Annotated in this window: 25 protein-coding genes; 16 read left to right on the top strand and 9 right to left on the bottom strand. The window is 72.6% G+C overall.

Annotated features, from left to right (window positions below; genetic code table 11):
• Nucleotides 1-326 precede the first annotated feature (326 nt).
• Together FF36_RS02290 and FF36_RS02285 are read left to right on the top strand one after the other, a co-directional pair.
• Complete coding sequence (locus FF36_RS02290; protein ID WP_236706036.1) at nucleotides 327-599, top strand: hypothetical protein; 273 nt, start codon at nucleotides 327-329, stop codon at nucleotides 597-599.
• 181 nt (nucleotides 600-780) lie between these two features.
• On the top strand, nucleotides 781-1,788 hold the full coding sequence (locus tag FF36_RS02285; RefSeq protein ID WP_044883221.1) for a class I SAM-dependent methyltransferase: 1,008 nt from the start codon (nucleotides 781-783) through the stop codon (nucleotides 1,786-1,788).
• Nucleotides 1,789-1,855: 67 nt separating this feature from the next.
• Here the strand turns inward: FF36_RS02285 and FF36_RS02280 are convergent, their stop codons facing one another.
• The gene (locus FF36_RS02280) at nucleotides 1,856-2,740 is read right to left on the bottom strand and encodes an SDR family oxidoreductase (RefSeq protein ID WP_044883220.1); all 885 of its coding nucleotides are present in this window, start codon (nucleotides 2,738-2,740) and stop codon (nucleotides 1,856-1,858) included.
• Between the two features lie 120 nt (nucleotides 2,741-2,860).
• Between FF36_RS02280 and FF36_RS02275 the strand changes: the two genes are divergently transcribed.
• A complete protein-coding gene (locus tag FF36_RS02275; RefSeq protein ID WP_044883219.1) occupies nucleotides 2,861-3,430 on the top strand; it encodes a TetR/AcrR family transcriptional regulator in 570 nt (189 codons plus the stop codon).
• A 56-nt stretch (nucleotides 3,431-3,486) separates the two neighbouring features.
• Here FF36_RS02275 and FF36_RS02270 read toward each other — a convergent pair whose 3' ends face one another.
• The gene (locus FF36_RS02270) at nucleotides 3,487-3,843 is read right to left on the bottom strand and encodes a hypothetical protein (protein ID WP_044883218.1); all 357 of its coding nucleotides are present in this window, start codon (nucleotides 3,841-3,843) and stop codon (nucleotides 3,487-3,489) included.
• 662 nt (nucleotides 3,844-4,505) lie between these two features.
• Between FF36_RS02270 and FF36_RS02265 the strand changes: the two genes are divergently transcribed.
• From FF36_RS02265 to FF36_RS02255, 3 genes are all read left to right on the top strand, one after another.
• The coding region (locus FF36_RS02265; protein ID WP_242422241.1) for an ABC transporter ATP-binding protein at nucleotides 4,506-5,342 on the top strand (837 nt) is incomplete at its 5' end.
• A complete protein-coding gene (locus FF36_RS02260; RefSeq protein WP_044883318.1) occupies nucleotides 5,335-6,570 on the top strand; it encodes an ABC transporter permease in 1,236 nt (411 codons plus the stop codon). The genes FF36_RS02265 and FF36_RS02260, both read left to right, overlap by 8 nt.
• Nucleotides 6,571-6,709: 139 nt before the next feature.
• Nucleotides 6,710-7,651 (top strand): ribose-phosphate diphosphokinase, encoded by a 942-nt coding sequence (locus FF36_RS02255; protein ID WP_044883217.1) that lies wholly within the window; start codon nucleotides 6,710-6,712, stop codon nucleotides 7,649-7,651.
• A gap of 137 nt (nucleotides 7,652-7,788) precedes the next feature.
• Here FF36_RS02255 and FF36_RS02250 read toward each other — a convergent pair whose 3' ends face one another.
• Nucleotides 7,789-7,989 (bottom strand): hypothetical protein, encoded by a 201-nt coding sequence (locus FF36_RS02250; RefSeq protein WP_044883216.1) that lies wholly within the window; start codon nucleotides 7,987-7,989, stop codon nucleotides 7,789-7,791.
• A 19-nt stretch (nucleotides 7,990-8,008) separates the two neighbouring features.
• Nucleotides 8,009-8,281 (bottom strand): hypothetical protein, encoded by a 273-nt coding sequence (locus FF36_RS31345; protein ID WP_199865308.1) that lies wholly within the window; start codon nucleotides 8,279-8,281, stop codon nucleotides 8,009-8,011.
• 417 nt (nucleotides 8,282-8,698) lie between these two features.
• On the opposite strand from FF36_RS31345, the gene FF36_RS02240 reads away from it, so the two are divergent.
• From FF36_RS02240 to FF36_RS02220, 5 genes are all read left to right on the top strand, one after another.
• Nucleotides 8,699-9,184 (top strand): group II truncated hemoglobin, encoded by a 486-nt coding sequence (locus FF36_RS02240; RefSeq protein WP_199865307.1) that lies wholly within the window; start codon nucleotides 8,699-8,701, stop codon nucleotides 9,182-9,184.
• Between the two features lie 137 nt (nucleotides 9,185-9,321).
• Nucleotides 9,322-9,729, top strand: coding sequence for an ArsR/SmtB family transcription factor (locus tag FF36_RS02235; RefSeq protein ID WP_044883215.1), 408 nt, complete (start codon nucleotides 9,322-9,324; stop codon nucleotides 9,727-9,729).
• A gap of 39 nt (nucleotides 9,730-9,768) precedes the next feature.
• Nucleotides 9,769-10,089, top strand: a complete 321-nt coding sequence (locus FF36_RS02230) for a hypothetical protein (RefSeq protein ID WP_128423249.1) — start codon at nucleotides 9,769-9,771, stop codon at nucleotides 10,087-10,089.
• Nucleotides 10,029-11,048: a cation diffusion facilitator family transporter gene (locus tag FF36_RS02225; protein ID WP_044883213.1), complete on the top strand. Its 1,020-nt coding sequence runs from the start codon at nucleotides 10,029-10,031 to the stop codon at nucleotides 11,046-11,048. The genes FF36_RS02230 and FF36_RS02225 overlap by 61 nt, the downstream gene beginning before the upstream one ends.
• Nucleotides 11,045-11,905: a class I SAM-dependent methyltransferase gene (locus FF36_RS02220; protein ID WP_044883212.1), complete on the top strand. Its 861-nt coding sequence runs from the start codon at nucleotides 11,045-11,047 to the stop codon at nucleotides 11,903-11,905. The genes FF36_RS02225 and FF36_RS02220 overlap by 4 nt, the downstream gene beginning before the upstream one ends.
• Before the next feature lie 43 nt (nucleotides 11,906-11,948).
• Here the strand turns inward: FF36_RS02220 and FF36_RS02215 are convergent, their stop codons facing one another.
• Nucleotides 11,949-12,494, bottom strand: a complete 546-nt coding sequence (locus tag FF36_RS02215; RefSeq protein WP_242422240.1) for an SDR family NAD(P)-dependent oxidoreductase — start codon at nucleotides 12,492-12,494, stop codon at nucleotides 11,949-11,951.
• Nucleotides 12,495-12,503: 9 nt separating this feature from the next.
• On the opposite strand from FF36_RS02215, the gene FF36_RS02210 reads away from it, so the two are divergent.
• The gene (locus tag FF36_RS02210; protein WP_044883211.1) at nucleotides 12,504-13,412 is read left to right on the top strand and encodes a helix-turn-helix transcriptional regulator; all 909 of its coding nucleotides are present in this window, start codon (nucleotides 12,504-12,506) and stop codon (nucleotides 13,410-13,412) included.
• 9 nt (nucleotides 13,413-13,421) lie between these two features.
• Nucleotides 13,422-14,063, top strand: coding sequence for a class I SAM-dependent methyltransferase (locus FF36_RS02205; RefSeq protein ID WP_044883210.1), 642 nt, complete (start codon nucleotides 13,422-13,424; stop codon nucleotides 14,061-14,063).
• On the opposite strand, the gene FF36_RS02200 is transcribed toward FF36_RS02205, so the two are convergent.
• Complete coding sequence (locus FF36_RS02200) at nucleotides 14,047-15,534, bottom strand: amidase (protein ID WP_044883209.1); 1,488 nt, start codon at nucleotides 15,532-15,534, stop codon at nucleotides 14,047-14,049. The genes FF36_RS02205 and FF36_RS02200 overlap by 17 nt on opposite strands.
• 121 nt (nucleotides 15,535-15,655) lie before the next feature.
• Entirely contained in the window at nucleotides 15,656-16,606 is a 951-nt protein-coding gene (locus FF36_RS02195; protein WP_199865306.1) for a Clp protease N-terminal domain-containing protein, read from the bottom strand.
• 89 nt (nucleotides 16,607-16,695) lie between these two features.
• Between FF36_RS02195 and FF36_RS02190 the strand changes: the two genes are divergently transcribed.
• Together FF36_RS02190 and FF36_RS02185 are read left to right on the top strand one after the other, a co-directional pair.
• The gene (locus FF36_RS02190; RefSeq protein WP_044883207.1) at nucleotides 16,696-17,055 is read left to right on the top strand and encodes a hypothetical protein; all 360 of its coding nucleotides are present in this window, start codon (nucleotides 16,696-16,698) and stop codon (nucleotides 17,053-17,055) included.
• A gap of 86 nt (nucleotides 17,056-17,141) precedes the next feature.
• On the top strand, nucleotides 17,142-18,377 hold the full coding sequence (locus FF36_RS02185; protein ID WP_044883206.1) for an epoxide hydrolase family protein: 1,236 nt from the start codon (nucleotides 17,142-17,144) through the stop codon (nucleotides 18,375-18,377).
• 130 nt (nucleotides 18,378-18,507) lie between these two features.
• On the opposite strand, the gene FF36_RS02180 is transcribed toward FF36_RS02185, so the two are convergent.
• Together FF36_RS02180 and FF36_RS02175 are read right to left on the bottom strand one after the other, a co-directional pair.
• Nucleotides 18,508-19,062, bottom strand: coding sequence for a hypothetical protein (locus FF36_RS02180; protein WP_044883205.1), 555 nt, complete (start codon nucleotides 19,060-19,062; stop codon nucleotides 18,508-18,510).
• Nucleotides 19,063-19,134: 72 nt separating this feature from the next.
• Entirely contained in the window at nucleotides 19,135-20,226 is a 1,092-nt protein-coding gene (locus tag FF36_RS02175) for a hypothetical protein (protein WP_128423247.1), read from the bottom strand.
• Nucleotides 20,227-20,508: 282 nt separating this feature from the next.
• Between FF36_RS02175 and FF36_RS02170 the strand changes: the two genes are divergently transcribed.
• The gene (locus FF36_RS02170) at nucleotides 20,509-21,720 is read left to right on the top strand and encodes a beta-ketoacyl-[acyl-carrier-protein] synthase family protein (protein WP_082121620.1); all 1,212 of its coding nucleotides are present in this window, start codon (nucleotides 20,509-20,511) and stop codon (nucleotides 21,718-21,720) included.
• Nucleotides 21,721-22,089: the final 369 nt, after the last annotated feature.

Here is a 22,089-nt window from a genome sequence, read left to right as displayed (position 1 = left end):
CCGTTGCGGGCTCGCCGTCCGCCGCGACCGGTTCCCGCCGCGGCGGACGTCCCCACGGATGACGTTGACCTCCGGCTCTCTGCCCGCTTCCGCCGCCGATATCCCGCCCGCCGGCGGCGAAGCACCGCCGCCGTGCCGCGGCACATCGCGGGCACGACCGCGGCACGCCGACACCGGTGACGGGGCAACCGGACGCCGGCCGGACCGGCGGGGCACGTGGGGATGAGGACAGTGGATGGTCCAGTGGATCCGATGATCGCGGGGCGGCGGGTGCCGTGGCGGGCCGGGGCGGCGGCGCGCGCGGCGCGTCCTGGCCGGAGCGGGACATGACGGGCGGGGGCCGCTCGACCGCCGCGATCGTGGTGCGGATCCTCGGCCGTGCCGTCATGGCCGCGGTCACCGCCAGAGTGGTCGTGAAGATCTTCGACGCCATCGGTGGGATCTTCGACGACACCGCCGGGCGGATCGCCGTCATCGCCCTCGCCGTGGCTGCCGGGATCACCGTGCTCGCCGGCGGCGACTACGCCCGCCATCCGCAGCCCGGCGACCGCGGGCCCGCGGCGGGCGGCGAGCGGGACAGGCCGCCCGACGCGGTGTGAAGGGACCCTGGCCGGGCCGCCGGGACGTGTGGGCTGCGACGATGAGGGCCGGAACTCCGGCGTCGTCGACGCGGGGCGCCCGGCGGGGCGGGCCGCGGCCGGCGGGGGAGGGTGAGGGAGGCGGGCGATGAGGGCACGGGGCTCTGCCGCAGGACGGCCGCGGGGGAGAGGTCATCGGCCGATGGGCGGAACGGGCGGTGCCAGCCGCACGGCCGTGATGGTCTGCCAGGGACGGGCTGTCGCCCACGGGCGGCTCGCCCCGGGCCGGTTCGACGATCCGACGGCGAGGGCGTTCCTGCTTCCCGCCGAGCGGGGCATCGTCGACGAGGTGCGATCCGAGGACGCGCCGGCGGGCTGGGGGCCGCGGCTGACCTTCGAGATGGTGCGCGCCTGCGCCGAGGTGATGGCGCCGCGCACCGTCGCGATCGACGAGGCCGTCCGCCAGGCGTTACCCGCCACCGGCGAAGCCCCCGCGGGCCCAGGCGCCGGCGTCGGCGTCGGCCCTGACCCTGACGCCGGCCCCGGCCCCGACGTCGAGGTCGAGGTCGGGGCCGGCGTGCCCGTTGCCGCGGCGCAGGTCGTCATCCTGGGGGCGGGGCTGGACGGGCGGGCGTGGCGGATGGCGGAACTCGCCGCCACGCCGGTGTTCGAGGTCGACCATCCGGCGTCGCAGCGCGACAAGCGGGACCGCGCCGGCGAGCTGGCGCCGGCGGGCGCGTCGCCGCATTTCGTGCCCGTGGACTTCAGCCGGGACGACCTCGCCGCGGCGCTGGCCGCCGCCGGCCACCGCCGGTCGGTCCCGACGATCTGGATCTGGGAGGGCGTCGTGCCCTACCTCACCCGCGGCGAGGTCACCCGGACGCTGCGGATCGTCGGCGACCGCTCCGCCGCGGGCAGCCGCCTGATCGTGCACTACCACACCCCGGCACCCTCGGCGCCGCTCGGCCGGGGGGCGGCGCGCCTGCTCAGCGCCCTGTCCCGGCAGGCGAATCCGATGACCCGCGAGCCGAACCGCTCGGTGTGGACGCCGGCCGCCCTGCGCCGCGCCGTCGGCGTCCACGGCTTCGCGGTCACCCGGGACGACTCCCTGCTCACCCTCGCGCAGGATCTCGGCACCCCGGTCCAGCACCGCCGCTCGCTGCGCAACGGCCGCATCCTCGTGGCCGACCGCGTCTCGGCACCCGCGTGAGGGCCGCAGGCCGCCCCGACCGATAATCAACAGTGTTGACGGCGTCCCGCTACCTGCGACGTGTCGATCAACGGGGGAGCACCGGGGCGAGGGCGGCCAGCGCCTCGTGGTGGGCGACCAGGAACTCGTCGAAGGTGCGGGGCGCGCGGCCGGTGAGGTCGCGCACCGCCGTGGTCGTCGGCGCCGCGGTGCCGCTGGCCAGCCCCTGCGTCAGGACGGCGACGTCCTCGGTGAACCGGGGCGGCAGCCCCTGGGCCCTCAGCGCGGCGGCCAGTTCCTCGACCGTCAGGTTCACGTAGCGCACGGTTCGCCCCAGCGCGGCGGAGAGTTTCTCGGCGATCTGCGCGTGGGTCAGGGCCTGCGGCCCGGACAGCAGGAAGGTCTCGCCGTCGCCGGGCCGGTCGGTCAGCAGCGCGGCGGCGCAGGCGGCGATGTCCGCGCAGTCGATGTAGGAGACCGCGGCGTCGCCGTACGCGCCGACCAGGTTTCCGTCGGCGGTGAAGGACCCCTGTCCGGTGATGAAGTTCTGCATGAAGCCGTTCGGCTGCAGGATCGACCAGCCCAGCCCCGACGCCTTCAGGTACTGCTCGATCTGCCAGTGGGCGCCCCCGGCGAGCCGTTCGCCCTCCTGGGCGTGCCAGACCGACACCTTCACCACCCGCTCGACGCCGGCGGCGACCGCCGCGTCGATGATCGTCTTCTGCTGGCGGACCATCGGCTGCTCCCCGTCGGCCGGCTGCGCCCCCGCGCCGTTGAGGAACAGGCGGTCGACCCCGGCCAGGGCGGCGACGATCGACGCGGGGTCGTCGAAGTCGCCGACGACGAACTCGCAGCCCAGCGCGCGGCCCTTCGCCTCGTCGCGGACCAGCGCCCGCACTGCTGCCCCGGCGCGCTGCAGCCGGCGCACGAGGGGTCGTCCGATGGAGCCGGTGGCACCGGTTACCAGGATCATCCGTGTCTCCCGAAGGTCTCGTCCGCTAATCTGAGGATGCCTCAGGAACAGTATTCCGAGGCAACCTCAGGTTTGTCGAGGACGGATGTTCGTCCGAGGATGGATGCCCATGGAGGGTGAATGACCGAGTCCGGGCGGCGGCCGCGCGCCGACGCGCGGCGCAACCGCGAGCGGCTGCTGGCCGAGGCCGACGCAGTGTTTCGCGCCCAGGGCACGAACGCCTCGCTGGAGGGCATCGCCCGCCGCGCCGGGGTCGCGATCGGCACGCTCTACGCACACTTTCCCAACCGCCGCGCGCTGCTCGGCGCGCTGCTGCACCAGCGCAACGACGCCCTGTTCGCACGCGGGGCGGATCTGCTCGACGAGCCCGGCGCCGCCGCGGCGCTCACCGCCTGGGTGCACGCCGTCATCGCGCACGCCGCTGCCTACCAGGGGCTCGCCGCCGTGCTTGCCGAGGGCGTCGACGACGAGGCCTCCGAGCTGCACCAGGCGTGCGTCGAGATGACCGACATCGGTGACCGGCTCATCGCGCGGGCGCGCGAGGCCGGCGCGCTGCGGCGCGAGGCGACGGGCGCCGACATCTTCGCCCTCATGAACGCCGCCGCCTGGGTCGCCGAGCAGATGTCCGCCGACCAGGCCGGCCGGCTCGTCGAGCTCGCCATGGCGGGACTGCTCGTCCCGTCGAGCTGACGGTGCCCGATACCGGCCGGGGGAGTGGTCAGCAGGACATCCGAGGGGCTCTGGCGTCAATCCGCTGTCGAGCGCGATTGGTCTGCAGTCGGATCGTCACGGCGTGTCTGTGAGCGCGTGTCCGTGGTCGGCGGTCTCCCCGCGCGTGCCCGCCGACGGCAGTAGCACTCGACGAGGAACGACACCAGGAACAGCCCCGCGCCGAAGAGGCCATAGGGGAAGAGGCCCCAGAAGACTGCCGCCCACACGATGAACAGGCCGCTGACCACTGTGCCGGCGCGACGCTGGAAGGTCTGCGCTGCGGTGTCACCGAACCGTCGGCGGACGGCCGCGGACCCCACGGTTGCCACCACGAGGTTGACCGTCGAGAACCCGACGATCCACTTGTAGCCACCCGGGGGCACGGTGTCCATGCCTCAGGATAGGGCGACAAGCCCGCAATCACGGGTAATCGTCGTTGCCGCTCGCGAACGGCAGCACGAGCACGGCGCCTCAGCAGAGGAGTCCCCGCATCATGATGTGGCAGTGGATCGGCCTGGCCCTGTTCTCCCTCACGGTGCTGCCCGCGGGACTGGTCCTGGCCGCCAACCGGGTGCCCCGCCGCCTGCGTACATGGTTGGCGCCGATACGCACGCGCGGCTGGGTCCTGCTGTTGTTCTACTGCGCGGCGCCCCTCAACACGATTCCGCGCCTGGCCGGCGCCACTTCCGCCGAGACTCGCACCTGCACCGCGGCTGGCTGCATCCTGTGTCTCGCCGGCTTCCTCCTGCTGGGCATCGCCACCCGTCGGCACCGGAACCGCGCCGCCGACAGACCGCAGTCGGCCGCCCGACCCGCTGGCGCGGTGTGCGATTCTGCGGTCGAAGTGGGCGCGAACACGCTAACCGAGCTGCTGGGAGGATGTTCGTCCGAACGGTCCCTGGTGCAGGGGCGCGAAGCGGTCGCGGGATCGCGCAGGAAGGCGGTGGGAATGGGCGACGGGGGGCTGGAGGTCGACGCCGTGTCCAAGCGCTACGGCGACGTCGTGGCGCTGGACGCGATGTCGTTCGAGGTACGGGCCGGCGAGCTGTTCGGNTTCGTCGGCAGCAACGGCGCCGGCAAGACGACGGCGATGCGGATCATCCTCGGGGTGGTCACCGCCGACGCCGGCCAGGTCCGCTACGACGGTGCGCCGCTGACCCTGCGCACCCGTCGGCGGATCGGCTACATGCCCGAGGAGCGCGGGCTGTACCCGAAGATGAAGGTCGCTGAGCAGTTGCACTACCTCGCCCAGCTCCACGGCCTGGGGCCGGCGGCGGCGCGCCGGGCGGTGGCACGGTGGACCGAGCGGCTCGGCGTCGCCGCGCGGCGCGACGACGAGGTGCAGAAGCTCAGCCTCGGCAACCAGCAGCGGGTCCAGCTCGCCGCGGCGCTCGTGCACGATCCGGTCGCGCTGGTGCTCGACGAGCCGTTCTCCGGCTTGGACCCGGTCGCGGTCGACGTGATGAGCGAGGTGCTGCGGGAGCGGCGCGCCGCCGGGGTGCCGGTGGTGTTCTCCAGCCATCAGCTCGACCTCGTCGAGCGGCTGTGTGATCGAGTCGGGATCGTGCGGGCGGGCCGGCTGGTCGCCTGCGGGCCGGTCGACGAGCTGCGGGCCGGCGGTGGCGGGCGGCTCGTCGTGGACGCCCCGGACGCGCCGGCGGACTGGGCGGACGGTCTGGTCGGGGTGCGGGTGCGCGGGCGGGACGGGTCGCGCACGGTGCTCGAGCTCGAGCCGGGGGCCGACGACCAGGCGGTGCTGCGCGCGGCGCTGGCGAGCGGTCCGGTGCGCGAGTTCCATCCCCGCCGGCCGTCGCTGGCGGAGCTGTTCCGCGATGTGGTCGGCGCCGGCGATGGCGGCGGTCATGGCGGCGGTGGAGCCGGCGATGGATGAGGCGGACGGCGAGCTGGGGTCGTGGCGGGTGCTGCGCCTGGTCGCCGGCCGGGAGGTCGGCACGCGGGTGCGGTCGCGGGCGTTCCAGATCACCACGGCGCTGTTCGTCGTCGCGATCGCCGCGAGCGTCCTGGTGACCAGCGCCGTCGGCGGCGGTCCGTCCGTGCGGCGGGTCGCGGTGACGGCGGCGGACGGCACGCAGGCGGCGGCGATCGGGGCGGCGGCGCGTTCGCTCGGCGTCGACGTCGAGGTGCGCACCTATGCCGACGCCACGGCCGGGCGGCAGGCGGTGCTCGACGGGGACGTCGACGCCCTCGTGCTGGCGGCGCCGCCGGCGGGCGGGGCCGCGGGGACGGGCGGCGGCTACCGGGTGGTGGTGGACTCCGAGCTGGGGGATTCGCTGACGTCCGTGCTGACCGTCGCGGCCCGTCAGGCGGCGTTGGAGGGGCAGATCTCCGCCCTCGGTGGTGATCCGGCGACGGTGGGCCAGGCGGTCGCGACGGCGGGGGTCGCCGTCACCGCGCTGCGCCCGCAGCCCGAGCGGGACTCCGCGCGGCTGGTGCTCGGGCTGCTCGCCGGTGGTCTGATCTACATCTCGCTGCTGATCTTCGGCCCGGTGGTGGCGCAGAGTGTGATCGAGGAGAAGACGAGCCGGGTGGTGGAGCTGCTGCTGGCCGTCATCCGCCCGTGGCAGCTCATGGCGGGCAAGGTGCTGGGGATCGGCGTGGTGGCCCTCGGCCAGCTCGTGCTGATCGGCGCGGTCGGGGTCGGGCTGGGGCTGGCCACCGGGGAGCTCGGTATCCCGGCGGGGGTCGCCGTGGGGTCGGTGGCGCTGGCGTTGCTGTGGTACCTGGTCGGCTTCGCGATGTATGCGCTGATGTTCGCCGCCGCCGGGGCGCTGGTGTCACGCCAGGAGGACGCCGGCGGGGTGACCGCCCCGATGATCGCCATGATCCTCATCCCGTACGTGCTGGGCTTCTCGGTGCTGCCGTCGTCCCCGGACAGCGGCCTGATCCTGGCCCTGGCGATCGTCCCGCTGTTCGCGCCGATCCTGATGCCGATGGTGATCGGGATCGGCAGTGTGGCGGTCTGGCAGGTGCTGGTCGCGCTGGCGTTGACCCTGGCGTGGATCGCGGTGCTGGTCTGGCTGGCCGGGCGGGTGTACGGCAACGCGGTGAAGCGTTCGGGGACGCGGGTGGCGCTGCGCGACGCCCTGCGCGCCGCCTGAGCCCCCGCCCGAGCCCGCCGTCTGCGCGCCGCGATCGGTAGCATCCGGAACGATCGACCGGGCGCCGGCCATGCCGGCGGCGCCAGGCCGGCGACGACCGACGCCGGCCGGCCAGGGAAAAGAGAACAGGGAGCGGTTCGTGCGAGACATCGCCGTCTTCAGCGGCAGTGCCCACCCCATCCTCGCCGAGGAGATCTGCGCGCACCTCGACGTGCCGCTGCACCGGGTGCGGGTCCAGCGGTTCGCGAACGACTGCCTGGAGGTGCAGCTGCCGGCGAACTGCCGGGAGCGCGACGTCTTCCTCATCCAGCCGCTGGTCGCCCCGGTGCAGGAGAACCTCGTCGAGCTGTTGCTGATGCTGGACGCGGCGCGCGGGGCGTCGGCGGCGCGCACGACGGTGGTCCTGCCGCACTACGCCTATGCCCGCTCCGACAAGAAGGACGCGCCGCGGATCTCGATCGGCGGGCGGCTCGTCGCGGACCTGCTCGTGGCCGCCGGGGCGAGCCGGGTGCTGGCGATGACGTTGCACTCGCCGCAGGTGCACGGCTTCTTCAGCGTCCCGGTGGACCATCTGCACGCGCTGCGGGAGCTCGCCAAGCACTTCCGCCGCCACGACCTGTCGAACACGACGGTGGTGTCGCCGGACCTCGGTAACGCCAAGGAGGCGGCGGCGTTCGCGCGGATGCTCGGGGTGCGGGTCGCGGCCGGGGCCAAGCAGCGTTTCGCCGACGACCGGGTGAGCATCTCGACGGTCATCGGGGATGTGGCCGGCCGTGACGTCATCGTCCTCGACGACGAGATCGCCAAGGGCAGCACGGTGCTGGAACTGCTCGAGCGGCTGCGGGAGCTCGACGTGCGCTCGGTGCGGGTGGCGTGCACGCACGGGCTGTTCTCCGCCGGGGCGCTCAAGCGGATCTCCGACCAGCCGGACGTCGTGGAGATCGTGTGCACGAACACGGTGCCGATCCCGCTGGACGACCGGGTGCCGAAGCTGGAGGTGCTCACGGTCGCGCCGCCGCTGGCCGAGGCGATCCGTCGCATCCACAACGGCGAGTCGGTCAGCGCCCTGTTCGACGCCTGACCCCGACGCCGGGCAGCCTCCCGCCGCCCTCGTCGTGCCACTTCCTTGCCTTTCCAGAGGGAACAAACCGGACGCGGAACCCTCCCGGAAGGGCGAGGAAGAAGGAAGGCGGAGTCAGACATCGCGAGTGTCTCGACTCAGGGTGCCCCCGACGCCGGCTGTAGCGTGCTGGTCGGGGTCGGTGCGCTCGTCGGGCTGCCGTTCGGCCGGCCCGGCGCCGGCGTCCTGCTGCGTTTGCCGGTGGAGATGATCAGGTCGGGCTGGATCTGCTCGACGGACTCGCCGAGCGCCCTGCGGCGGAGCACGGTGGTCGTCTGCGAGAGGCCCCCGCTGATCAAGGACTCGCCCGATCCTCGATCACTCCTCGGCGGTCAACCCTTGCAGTGGACCGGAAGCCAGGACTCTGGTGACGAAGTTCGCCAACTGTGCCCGCATACTTTCCCGCGGAATGCGCTCTTCGCCGGCCAGGTGCTCGACGAGGTCGGCTCGTATGGGGGCGAGCAGGGCGTGGGCGGTGAAGCCGCTGTCGGTCAGGCCGGGGATCTGCTCCAGACTGCGGCCCTCGTGGTTCATGCAGAACTTCACCGGCACGCACGCGCACGCTCGCAGCATCCGCGACGAGGGCATCATTCGGCCCGTCGTCCACCGCCGTCTGTCCTACAGACAGATGCGCGATCGCCTCACGGCGGAGGTCCCGGTGGAGTTCGCCGCAATGCTGGCCGACCTGGACCGTGCCATCGCCGGAGGGGCGGAGGACCGCGTCACCGACACCGTCCACCGTCTCACCGGTCGGCCCCCGCGCGCCTTCCGGGCCCTCCTTGAGAGGGAGATGCGGAGTTCGAGGTGAGTCAGCGCGGCCGTAGGGCTCGCGTAGGTCCACACCAGCAGGGGAGACGGCTCTGCGCCCGGCGTCGGTGAGGCACTTGGCCCACCGACGCCTCGACTCACCGTCACGCACCGCCGCCGGGCGACGCGGCAGCCGCACTGATGGTGTTGTGTAATGCTGTAATCAGCGTCGCCGATTATCCGAGCGGGAGGATCTGAGACTTGACAACGACCGAGGGTGACGCGGCCGCGGTGCCGTCGCTGCTGGAATGGGCCGGCGGACCGACCGCTCTCCGGCGGCTCATCGACGCCTTCTACGACCGGGTGGAGGCCGACGACCTGCTCAGTCCGTTCTTCCCGGGTGGCGTGAGCGAGAGCCACCGCGCCCATGTGAGCCGCTGGTGGATCGAGGTGTTCGGCGGTCCGGCGGACTACACCGACCAGCTCGGCGGGTACGAGGCCATGCTGGCCCACCACCGGGAGCTGGGGATCACCCCTGAGCAGCGGTTCCGGTTCGCGTCCACGATGAGCCGGGCCGCCGACGACGCCCACCTGCCGGACGACCCGGAGTTCAGGGCGGCGCTGGTCGGCTACCTCGAGTGGGGCACCCGGCTGGCTCAGCACAACTCCCAGCCGGGGGCAGTCGTGCTCGAGCACGCCCCGGTGCCGCACTGGGGCTGGGGCGTCGCGCCTCCGTACCAGCCCTGACTTGGACTCTCCGTTCGTTCCGCTGTTCCTCACGGGCCGAGGCGGACGGCCGGCGGGGGCGGGGGACCTGTGGCCCGCGGCACGGCGGGGAACAGGTCAGGATTGGCTGATGTCAGCGTCCGCTGTACCGTTGGGACATGGTTAAGCTCGCCTCACCCGCGGAGGTCCTCGCCCGGTTCGGTCACGCGCTGTCGGACCCGACGCGGGCGCGGCTGCTGCTGGTGCTGCGCTCCGGCGGGGCCTACCCGTCGGAGCTGGCCGAGATCCTCGGCGTGGGCCGCACGAACCTGTCCAACCATCTCGCCTGCCTGCGCGCCTGCGGGCTGGTCGTCGCCACCCCCGAGGGTCGCCGCCAGCGCTACGAGCTCGCCGACGACAAGCTCCGCCACGCGCTGGGGGATCTGCTCGACGTCGTCCTCGCCGTCGACGTCGACACCGAGCACGTGCACCCCGACGCCGGTGGCGTCGCGACGTCGCGGGAGCCGGTCGGGGCCGGGGTGGGCGCACGCGCGGCCGCACCCCTGACCGACGGGCACGGATCATGAGCGTACCCGGCGGCCACGGCCACCACCGTGACGACCACGATGACCGTCCCGACCGCCATGACCGCCATGACCGTCATGACCGTCATGACCGTCAAGAACACCGTGACGGCCATGACCAGCACGACGAGCACGAGCACGAGCACGATCATCGCGGCGGGCACGATCACCGTGACGGCGACGGCCACCATCCTCATGATGGCGATGGCCGTCAGGGCGATGGCGCCGGTCCTGCGCGCGACGCCGGCCCTACCTCCGGTGCAGGGCACGGTCACGCGCACGGCCATGGACACGGCCATGGGGTGCCGGCGGGGCGGGGGGGCGCGCGCCAGCGGCGCCGGCTGTGGCTGGCGGCCGGGCTGAACCTCGCGATCGTCGTCGGGCAGGCGGTGGCCGGCTTCGCCGCGGGGTCCGTCGGCCTGCTCGCCGATGCCGGACACAACCTGACCGACACGGCTGGGGTGCTGCTCGCGCTGGTGGCGTTGACGTTGTCGCAGCGTCCGCCGTCGGCGCGGCGCACGTTCGGCGGGGTGCGCTGGCCGGTGCTCGCCGCGCAGGCGAACGCCGCGGCGGTGCTGGTGGTGACGGCACTGCTGGCCGTCGAGTCGCTGCGCCGCCTCGGCGCGCACGGGACGGTCGACGGCCCGGTGGTCGTCGGCGTCGCGCTCGCCGCGGCGGTCGTCAACGCGGTGAGCGCCCTGGTCGTCCACGAGCGCGACGCCGATCTGAACACCCGCGCGGCCGTGCTGCATCTGGCCGGGGACGCGGCGGTGTCGGTGGCGGTCGCCGCGGCGGGTCTGGTGATCTGGCTGGTCGGCGGCTGGTACTGGCTGGACCCGCTGGTCTCGCTGCTGATCGCCGTGCTGATCGCCGGGCAGGGGGTGAAGCTGCTGGTCAGCGCGTCGCGGGTGCTGCTGGAGGCGACGCCGGAGAGCTTGGACGTCGCCGCGGTGCGCGCGGACATCCTGCGCGACACCCATGTCCTCGACGTGCACGACCTGCATGTGTGGAGCCTGTCCGACCGGGTGTTCGCCGCGTCGGTGCACCTGGAGCTCGGCCATCTCGACGGCGTGCAGGACGGCCATCCGAGCCTCGCGCAGGCGCGGGCGGTGTCCGACGGGATCAAGGCGATGCTCGCCGAGCGGTACGCCATCACCCACGTGACGATCGAGTCCGAGTGCGAGCCGTGCACCCCCCCGCACGACGACCCGTGCGGCATCGCCCGCGACCGGGCGGCGGCCGGCGAGCCGAGGACGTCCAGGGCCGGCCGCGGCCGATCGACTGCCGTCAGCAGCCACGCCCCCGACGGCGCCAACGCATGACTGATGCGGCGGGCCGGGTCGAGCCGTCCGGGGTGTGGGCCACAGCCGTGGGCGTGGCCCGGGTGAGGGCGATGGAGACGGCATGCGAGCAGCCGCTGTTCCGGGACCCGCTGGCGCTGGCCTTCGCCACGGCCGGCGGAAGAGGCCCCGAGACGCCGCCGCCCCCGCGCGCGGACGAGGCGGCGCGGCGCCGCTGGCTCGGTGTGGCCTTCTCGATCGTCATCCGGACGAAGTTCCTGGACGACCTGCTGGACCGGGCGGTCGCGTCCGGCGTCCGGCAGGTCGTGCTGCTCGGAGCCGGGATGGACAGCAGGGCCTTCCGGATGGACTGGCCTGCGGGGACCCGGCTGTTCGAGGTCGACACGGCTGAACCGCTGAGCTTCAAGGCCTCGGTGCTGCGTCAGGAGCGGGCCGTTGCGCGCTGCGCGCGGATCACCGTCCCGGTCGACCTGCGCGAGGACTGGCCCGGCGCACTGGCCGCGGCCGGGCACGATCCGGCGCAGCCGACGGTGTGGATCGCCGAGGGACTGCTGATCTATTTGCCCGAGGACGCGGTGCAGTCGCTGCTCGAACGGGTCGGCGCGCTGTCCGCCGCAGGCAGCAGGATGGGCCTGACACTGGGCCCGCGCGGTGTGGTCGAACGCTTCCGGGGGGACGCCGCTTCGGGGTCGGCAGCGTCGATGTGGGTCTCGGAGATGCCGCAGGACCCGGTCGGCTGGCTGGACGGCCTCGGCTGGGAGGCGGAGACCTTCACCCTGCGTGAGCGCGCCGAGGCCTATGGCCGTCCGGTGCTCACCCCGTCGCAGCAGGACGAGGGCACTGGTGGACTGGTCTCGGCGGTGCGCGCGGCGCACTGAACACGTCTCTATGGGAACAATCAGGCGGCGGCCCGGGGCTCGCTCACCAGGGCAGGGTGCCGTCGGCGTCGACGTAGCCGCCGGTGGGGCCGTCGGGGTCGACCATCGCCATGCGGACGATGATCTCGGCGCCCTGTTCGACGGTCTGCGTGCCGGTGTTGGCGTTGAGGTCGGTCCGGGTGAAGCCGGGTTCCACGGCGTTGATCCGCATGGTCGGGAACGCCTTCGCATACTGCACGGTGATCATGTTGAGGGCGGCCTTCGAGGCGGGGTAGGCGACGCCCGGGTAGGCGTATCGGGCGGTGCCCGGGGTGGTGGCCGCGGTCAGCGAGGCCAGGCCACTGCTGACGTTGACCACGACCGGGGCGGCGGACCGGGCCAGCAGGGGCAGAAAGGCGTGGAGGACGCGCACCGCGCCGACGACGTTCGTCTCGAACGCCGCGTGCATCACCTCAGCGGTGACGTCCGCGGCTCCCGGGTCACCGCTCGGCGCGATGCCGGCGTTGTTGATCAGTACGTCGAGTCCTCCGTCGGCGGCGACGGCGCTTGCCGCGGCCTGCACGGAGGCATCGTCGGTGACGCGGTGCACAGTGGCGTCATGGCGCGCCCGGAGTCCCAGCACCGGGAGGCCGCACACTGGCAGCTCGGGCGCAGCGAGTTCGGGCGCACGGTGCGGCGCTGGCGCGACCGGGTCTCCCCGCAGGCGGCCGGGCTGCCCGTCGGCGGCCGTCGGCGTGCGCCCGGGCTGCGCCGCGAGGAACTCGCCCTGCTGGCCGGGATCTCGGTCGACTACGTCACCCGGCTGGAGCAGGGCCGGGCAACCAACCCGTCGGAGCAGGTCGTCGAGGCGTTGGGGCGGGCGTTGCGCGTGTCGGCGGCCGAGCGTGAGCATCTGTTCCGGATCGCCGGGCTCGTGCCGCCGGGGCGGGGCACGGTGCCCGCCCACATCACCCCGGGGGTGCAGCGGCTGCTGGACCGGCTGACCGGGACCCCGGTGGCGGTCAGCGACGCGGCGTGGACGCTGCTGCTGGCCAACCCGCTGTACACGGCGTTGATGGGGCAGCGCCGCGGCAGCGAGCGCAACGCGGTCTGGCGCACCTTCCTCGGCGCGCCCGGCCGCGTGCGCCACACCGCGCAGTCCCAGGACGATCTCGAGGTCTCGCAGGTCTGCGCGTTGCGGGCGGCGGCGCGCCGGTATCCGGCGGACCAGCGGCTGCGTCGCCTGATCGCCGAGCTGCGCGGGCGCAGTGACCGGTTCGCGCGGCTGTGGGACTCCGCCGCGGTGAGCCGGCCGGAGGCGGGGCGTAAGACCATCGATCATCCGCAGGTGGGCGCCGTGACGCTGGACTGCGACGTGCTCAGCGTCGCGGGCAGCGACCTGCGCATCCTGGTCTACACGGCCGAACCGGGCTCGCCCGACGCCGAACGTCTCGCGCTGCTCGCCGCCCTCGGCACCCAGACGCTGTCGCAGCCGGGCGGAGATCAGCGTCTGCGTGCGGCTGGGTAGCGTACGGCCATGCTCGACTGGAGTCACAACGCCTACTACCAGCGGCTGCTGCTGCGCCAGCTGCCGCAGCCGGGCCGGCGGGTGCTGGATGTCGGCTGTGGCGCCGGAGCGTTCGCGGCCCGGCTCGCCCGGCGCAGTGAGCAGGTCGACGCCGTCGACCGCTCCGCCGAGATGATCGAGCAGGCGAGGCGAGCCACCCCGCGCAATGTGCACTGCGTTCTCGGTGATGTGCTGACCGACCCGCTGCCGGGCAAGGACTACGACGCGATCTTCTCGATCAGCGCGCTGCACCACATGCCGTTGCCGGAGGCGCTCGGGGTGCTCGCGGCCGCCCTGCGTCCCGGCGGGGTCCTGGCCGTCGTCGCCCTGCCCCGGACGGATCTGCGTCACGAACTGCCCGTCGAGATCGTCGCGGCGTTCGGACATCGTCTGCTGGGCGCGGTGTTCCTCGCGACCAGGCTGCTGGGACGCGGAAGCGGGTTCGCGAAGGACCCGGCGCACGCAAGCATGCCCGTGGTCATGAACCCGCCGCTGACCACTCGGGAGGTTGCCCGCCAGGCCGCCGCCATGCTGCCCGGCGTGCGGGTGCGACGGCTGCTGTTCTGGCGTTACCTGCTGGTCTGGCACAAGCCGATCACCCCGGCCGGCTGACGGGCCGGGCTCGGCCGCCCGGTGTCGGTGCCTGGAAGCCGCCGATCTTCTGCTCGAGCAGTTCGGCCAGCCGCAGCGGGGTGCGGTCCTCGAACATCGGGCCGATGAGCTGCACTCCCACCGGCAGGCCCGCGGGGGACCGGCCCGCGGGTATCGCGGTGGCCGGCAGGCCCGGCATGGTGGCCAGGCCGGCCAGGACGAGCTGGTCGAAGTACGGGTACTCGACGCCGTCGATGTCGATCCGGCGTTCCAGCGGATTGGGGTTGTGGTCGTGGGGGAACGCGGGAGTCGGCGTGATCGGACACACCACGGCGTCGAACTCGGCGAACAGCTGCCGCCAGCCGTGGCGGTGCAGCTCGCGACGGTTGTTCGCCTCCATCCAGTCGCGGTGGCTGAACACCATGGCGCGCAGCCGCGCCGCGTCGAGACTCTGGTCGTGCGCGCTCAGCCCGGCGGCGCGGGTCCGCAGCTGCTCGTACGCCTCGACGGGAAAACGCGCGACGGAGCCCGAGAACAGCAACTGCGTGTAGAGCGTCGTGGCTTCGGTCAGATCGGGCAGCAGCGCAGTGTGCCGTTCGACGCGGGCTCCTGCGCCGACAAGCGCGTCGGCCACCCGGTGCACGCCCGCCCGCACAGCGGACCCGGTCGCAAGGAGCGGGTGCTCGTCGAGGACCAGGACCCGGAAGTCGGCGAGGCGCTCGTGGCGCGCGGGCGGCAGCGCCACGTTGTGCGCCACGCCGAGCGTCAGCGGGTCCGGTCCGGCCATGACGTCGAGCAGGAGGGTGAGGTCGCGGGCAGTGCGCGCCATCGGACCGACGACGGCGAGGTCGAGGTCGGTCGGCAATGCCGGCGCGGCAGGCGCGACCATGCCGCGGGTCGCCGCCAGCCCGAGTGTCGGCTTGTGCGCGTAGACGCCGCAGAAATGCGCGGGGGTGCGCAGCGAACCGGCGAGGTCGGAGCCGATGGACAGCGCGCCGAACCCGGACGCCAGGGCCGCCGCCGATCCACCGGAGGAGCCGCCCGGCGTGCGATCGTGATCCCACGGGTTGTTGGTGGTGCCGTAGATCTCGTTGAAGCTCTGGATATCCTGCAGCCCCAACGGCACGTTGGTCTTGCCGAGCACCACCGCGCCTGCGGCCTTGAGCCGCGACACCTGTACCGCGTCCTCGGCCGGCAGGTAGTTCGCGTGCTGCGGCATGCCCCAGGTCGTGGGCAGCCCGGCGATGTTGTAGGACTCCTTGACCGTCACCGGAATGCCGAGCAGCGGCCGGTCCTCGCCGCGGGCGCGCGCCTGGTCGGCGCCGCGCGCGGCCTCCCGCGCACGGTCGAAGTCCGGCACGCAGATCGCGTTGATCACCTTGTCGTCCCGCTCGATACGGGCGATCGCCTCGTCGGTCAGCTCCGCCGAGGTCACGTCACCGGCACGCAACGCGGCCGCGAGCTCTTCGGCTGACCGAAAACTCCACTCCATGATTCCGACGCTACCGCCCCCTGGAATAGGTCATAAAATATGGAAACGAGCGGCCGATTTCCTGTTCGTACAGGTCAGCTACTCGGTGGAACAACAGGCTCCGGCCTGCTGATCAGCCGGTTCACCGGCGGAGCCGGGGCGCGAGGACCGTGCGCACGACCTTGGCCACGTTGCTCGCGGCGGATCCGTCCTCTTCGCCGGGTTCCGGTTCCAGCACACGCTGGATCTGCAGCAGCAGGTGGTTGGTCGAGCGCCAGAGCGGGACGAACATGCCGGCCACCGGTCCGACGCCCTGGATCGGGCCATGGGACAGCTCGGTGACCTTCTTGGCGATCGTGACCGTTGTCGGGTCCCGCAGGATCAGGTGCACCTCGTCGTCGACCAGCCGGATTTCCATCTTGCGCGCGGCGGCCTCCTCCGGGTTCGCGTCCGTGGTCGTCTCCGGATCCAGTTCGTCGATCTTGGCGGCGACCGCGTCCGGGTCGACCCCGAGTTCGCGCAGCACCGTGGCCGCCATGCTGTTCTCCGCCCGCAGCATCGCCTCAAGCAGGTGATGGCTGCCGACCGGTGCGCCACCGGCCAGCGCCCTGGCGGCGGACACGGTGTCCTCGGTGGCAGAGGTGCCGGTCGGCCATCGGCTGGCCGCGACGTCCTGCGATCCCTCCGACGACGCCAGCACCGCGGCACGGATCCTGCTGATCGGATTGATCCGCTCGGCAAGCACCGTCGCGCCGACGCCCTCACCTTCCCTGACCAGGGCAAGCAGGATGTGTTCCGTACCGATGTGGTTGTGGTGCAGCTGCTGCGCCTCGCGCAGGGCGAGGTCCAGCGTCTTCTTCGCGCGCGGCGCGAAGGGGATATGGCCGCTCAGCTCCTGCGTGCCGGGCTTGACCACCGCGGCAATATCGACCCGCGCCGTCTCCTTGTCGTACCCGAACTGGTGCAGAACTTTCGCCGCCATGCTGTCCGGCGCGTCGAGCAGCCCCAACAGGATGTGCTCCGTGCCGATGTAGTTGTGCTTGAGCAGCCTTGCCTCCTCCTGAGCCGTGACGACCACCTTGCGGGCTTCCACCGTGAACCTTTCAAAGGACATGGCTCCATGCTCTCAACCGTGTCAATACACTGTTACTGATATGGTCACCCTGCTGAAGGGAGGGTGTGATGGAGACACCGTCGGACTGGGAGGATCGGCTCGCGCGCTGGCAGAATGAGCTGGAGCTGTTCGAGCAGCTGGACGAGAAACCCTGGGTCACGTTGGCCAAGGCGGAAGCCGAGACCGGCGTTTCCCGCTCGGCCCTGCGGTCCTGGTACCGCAATGGCGAGATCCAGTCCCGGCTGGTGGACGGCCCGAACGGGCCGCAGCGCCTGGTCCAGTTGGACGCGGTGATCGAGCGCGCCGCCGCGTCACCGCGCATTCAGCGCAGGGCGGAACGGGAAGTCAGCCTGGAAGCCCAGGTCACCCTGCTACGGCACCGGGTTGACCAGCTTGAGTTGCGGCTCGCCGCACTGGAACGGAAGTGACCGGCGCGAGCAGCACCATGCCAGCGGGTTGCCGGCACAGTGCTCCCGCACCCGAGCCTGGATGGCGCGCACGGGAGAATCACGTCATGACCCTCCTGGGCGCCTTCCCCCTCCAGCCCGCCCCGATTCATGTGTCCGACGAGGTCCTCGATGACCTGCGCGTCCGTCTCACCCTGACCCGTCCGCCGCTGGACGAGGGGAACGGGGACTGGTCCTACGGCGTCCCGGACAGCTATCTGCGTGAGCTTGTCGCCTACTGGCGGGACGGCTACGACTGGCGCAAGGCCGAGGCCGCCATCAACGCCTACGAGCACTACCAGGTGAGCGTCGCCGGTGTCCCGGTGCACTTCCTGCGCAAACCCGGCCGCGGCCCCCGCCCGATTCCGTTGATCCTCACCCACGGCTGGCCGTGGACGTTCTGGCACTGGTCGAAGGTGATCGACCCGCTCGCCGACCCGGCCGCGTTCGGCGCTGACCCCGCCGACGCGTTCGACGTCCTCGTGCCGTCCCTGCCCGGCTTCGGTTTCCCCGGCCCGCTCACCGGCTTTCCGGACGTCAACTTCTGGAAGGTCGCCGACCTCTGGCACACCCTGATGACCGAGACCCTGGGCTACGACAAGTACGCCGCCGGGGGCTGCGACATCGGCGGGATCGTCGCCAGCCAGCTCGGCCACAAGTACGCCGACGAGCTGTACGGCATCCACATCGGCTCCGGGCTGCCGCTGGACTTCTTCACCGGCCCCCGCGCCTGGGACCTCGCCCGCAACCGGCCCCTCACCGACGACCAGCCCGCCGACGTCCGCGCCCGGATCATCGAGCTGGACCACCGCTCGGCGTCCCACCTCGCCGTGCACACGCTCGACGGCGCCACCCTGGCCCACGGGCTCGCCGACTCACCCGCCGGACTGCTCGCCTGGCTGCTGGAACGCTGGAACGCCTGGAGCGACAACGGCGGCGACGTCGAGTCCGTCTTCACCAGGGACGACCTGCTCACCCACGCCACGATCTACTGGGTGAACAACTCCATCGCCACGTCGATGCGGTACTACGCCAACGCCAACCGCTACCCCTGGGCCCCCGCCCACGACCGCACCCCGGTCGTGCAGGCCCCGGTCGGCCTCACCTTCGTCACCTACGAGAACCCGCCCGGCATCCACACCGCGGACGAGCGCGTCCAGGCGTTCACGACCGGCCCGCAGGCCGCCTGGTTCAACCACGTCAACGTCAACGCCCACGACCACGGCGGCCACTTCATCCCCTGGGAAAACCCCGACGCCTGGGTCAGCGACCTGCGCCGCACCTTCCACGGCCGCAGGCCCTGAACGACCCTGCGGGCTCGTCTGATGCGACAACGGATGAACGTGCCTGGTCGTCAGCCTTCTGGGGTGATCGGCTTCTGCCAGATCGGCAGGTAACGCCAGAACAGCAGCCGTCGCACAGCCGCATGATCCGCTACCGCCGGTTCCGTTGACCGCCCGCATCGAGAACGCGGCGTGCCAGGAACCACCGCAGCGGCGGGATGCGCAGGGGGCGTACCCAGAACAGTTCCATCGTGCCGGGCGCGGCTACCACCCCGCCCCAGCGCCGGCTTCCCACGAACCAGACCGTCGCACCATCGCAGGCTTCGAGCGCGCCCCATCGCCAGACGACCGACACCACGGACATGACGGCTTCATACGGCCCGCGCGGCTCGACGGCGGCCGGCCCGAGCTGTTCGGAGTCACTCGGCGGCTCCGGTGGCCACAGGACCAGCGTCGGCTGGCCGTTGCCGCCACCCACCGATCCGAACCTGCACGGCCGCACCGTCCACGGGTTGCGCGCCAGGAGGAACCGCATCCGCGCCACGTGGACGAGCGCGACCAGTCCGCCGGCAACCGCCAGCGCGCCGAACGCGAACGGCGCGATCGCCAGGCCCCCATCACCGATCAGGCCCACCGGGAACGCCACCACCATCAGAAGCACGCCGATGCCGACCGTCCCCCAGGCCCGGCGATGCCGCGTCCGCAACGCGCGGGCGGTCTCCGGGCCCGATAAAGCACCACCATCACCAGGACGAGGTGTGCGCGACACACCCGAAGCCTAGAGGCGCTCCGGCGGCACCGGTGCGAGGGCGGCGGCAAGATCGTGGATGTCCTGGTGGCCGCGGCCCTGGATCCACACCTGGGTGCCGGCCCGTTCGAACCGCAGATGGCCCTGCTCGGGGTCGGCGGCCGGCGACCACCAGCGTGCGGGGGTGCCGTCCGCCAACACGATCGTCTCCCACGCGGCCGGGTCCGCCATTCTTGCTCCCCGGGACTGGATGAACCACAGGCGACGGTCGAGTGGGCGTCCCCCGGCGGGGTGCGCCATCACCGCGATCCCGTCCTCGTCGTCAGGATCGACGCTGCCGAAGTAGGCCTCGTCGCGCGGACACAGCAGGGTGAAGTCCACCTCGCCGGCCAACGTCGCCAGCGGCCGCGACCGGCCGACGGGCGACTCGGACGCGTCAACCGTGCCGACCGTATCCAGGTCGAAGCGGGCTGTGTCGAGTGGCCCGTCGACCTGCGGGTGGCGCAGGGTGGCCCGCTCGACCTCCCGCTCGCCGGACCAGGCGGTCAGCTCCAGGAGCAGTCCGGTGGCGTCGTCGACGACCAGGTCGTAGGCGTCGCCCTCGGGAAGGCCGTGGATCTGACGCAGCGCACCCGGCTCGCGCAGCACCCCACGCAGCCAGGTCGCCCGCCGCCCCTGCCGGTCCTGCACGGCACGGACGGACAGCGACAGGGCGGACAGGACCTGCCAGGGCCGCACCAGCACAATCTCGGAGATCCACAGGGCGACCAGCCGATTACCGGGCTCGGCGGGCCGTGAACCCTGCACCCGACCGTCGCGACGCCGACGCCACTGGTCGCCGTGCACCAGGGTCACGGCGTCGTCGTCGTGCCAGTCGATCCGCAGCAGGTCCGGGGTGGCCAGCAGGGAACCGCTGCGCTGGTCCACCGCGCCGGCCGCCCTGGTCGGCCCGGGGGCACCGGGCGGGTGGATCACGGGGGGCTGTCCGAGTGCCGTCTGGGTCGCCGTCTGCGCCGCGCAGCGTGCCTCGCCGTCGGCCCGCCAGTGCAGCTCGGCCCGCAGGGAGGTCCACCGCTCGCCGCACGTGACCATCGCTTCCAGTGCGTCCCCAAGCAACGTCATGACCGACACCGTGACACAGGATGCGCAACCGGGTGATGCGGATCGGTGACCACGATGAAGGCGATCCGGCACGTACCTGCCCGGTCTCCACCGAGGCCTACGCGTGAGGCCGGTGCTCACGGTCGTCCTTTGTGGGAAAGCCACAAGGACAGGGCGCCGACCTCGGCGCCGTCAGAGCTGGGCCGGGCGCGGCGCGGCTGCGAAGGTGAACCCCGGACAACGGTAGCGGGACGGTGACATGGCCGTCCCGCGCCACCACGACAGCGAAGGGGAGACAGGGTGGTGCACGAGAAGATCGTGGTCACGGGGATCGGCGCGATGACCCCGCTCGGAGGTGACCTCGACACCACGTGGAGCGGGCTGCTCGCGGGCCGCTCCGGCGTCACCGTCCTCGAGGACGCCTGGGCGGCGGACCTGCCCGTGCGCCTCGCCGCCCCGCTGCCCGTCGACCCGGCGGCCTCCCTGCCCCGTAAGGAAAGCCGCCGGCTCGACCGCTGCGAGCAGATGGCGATCGTCACCGCCCGCGAGGCGTGGGCGCAGGCCGGCCGCCCCGAGGTCGACCCGCAGCGCCTCGCCGTCGTCATCGGCACCGGCTACGGTGGGGTGGCCTCCACCCTCGGCCAGCACCGCATCGTCGAGGCGGGCAACGCCCGCAAGATGTCCCCGCACGCGGTGATCATGCTGATGGCCAACGGGCCGGCCGCCTGGGTCAGCATCGACCTCGGCGCCCGTGCCGGCGCCCGCACCCCGGTCAGCGCCTGCGCCTCAGGCGCCGAGGCGATCGCCATCGGCCTGGAGATGATCCAGCACGACCTCGCCGACGTCGTCGTCGCCGGCGGCGTCGAGGCCGCCATCGACAACCTCCCGCTCGCCGCGTTCGCGCAGATGAGGGCCCTGTCGACCCGCCACGACGATCCCGCGGCCGCCTCCCGCCCCTTCGACGCCGACCGCGACGGCTTCGTCCTCGGCGAGGGCGCCGGCATCGTCGTGCTGGAACGGCAGTCCTTCGCCGCCGCCCGCGGCGCCCGGGTGCACGCCGTCGCCGCCGGCGCCGCGGTCAACTCCGACGCCCTCGACATCGTCACCGCCGACCCGGCCGGGCAGTCCCGCGCCATCAGCACCGCCCTGGCCCGGGCGGGCCTGGCGCCGACCGACATCGGCCTCGTGCACGCCCACGCCACCTCCACCCCGGTCGGCGACCCGCTGGAGGCCGAGGCGATCGCCCAGACCATCGGCACCCACCCGGCGGTCACCGCGACGAAGTCGATGACCGGCCACACCCTCGGCGCCGCCGGCGCCATCGGCGCGATCGCGACGATCTGCGCCCTGCGCGACGGCGCGATCCCTCCCGTGCGCAACCTCGACCGCCTCGACCCGGCGATCAAACTCGACGTGGTCACCGGCACCGCCCGCCACGACACCGTCCACGCCGCCGTCGCCAACGCGTTCGGCTTCGGCGGTCACAACGCCACCCTCGTGTTCACCGCCGCCTGACGAGCGACCACGCCTGACGGCCCACCACCGGGGCCGGCTGTGCCACCACGCCGGCCCCGCCCCCCGCCGTCCGTCTCACCGGGCACGGTGCGACGGACCGTTGCGGCGTGCCGTGCGCCTTCCCTGACCCCGATCCCGCGCACCGCACGCCGCGACCCGCCGCACCGCAGGCCTGATCCTGTCGGAGGGTCAGGAGTTCAGAACGCGGCTTCGCCGTTCTCCGGACCTGTGATGTCTTCGGCCGGTTCCGTATATGTGCGTCTTCCTGGCTCGCGTGCCAGCGACTTCCGGTGTCATCCCCGGGTCGTTTTCCTGGAATGCCCGCCCGGGCCGCATGCAAACCATCTCATCCGGTCATGCGCAGTATTT

It is taken from the genome of Frankia torreyi (genome assembly GCF_000948395.1).
Taxonomy (GTDB): Bacteria; Actinomycetota; Actinomycetes; order Frankiales; family Frankiaceae; genus Frankia; species Frankia torreyi.
Note: the sequence above shows the minus strand (reverse complement) of the source record. Positions and strands in the feature narration are given on the sequence as shown.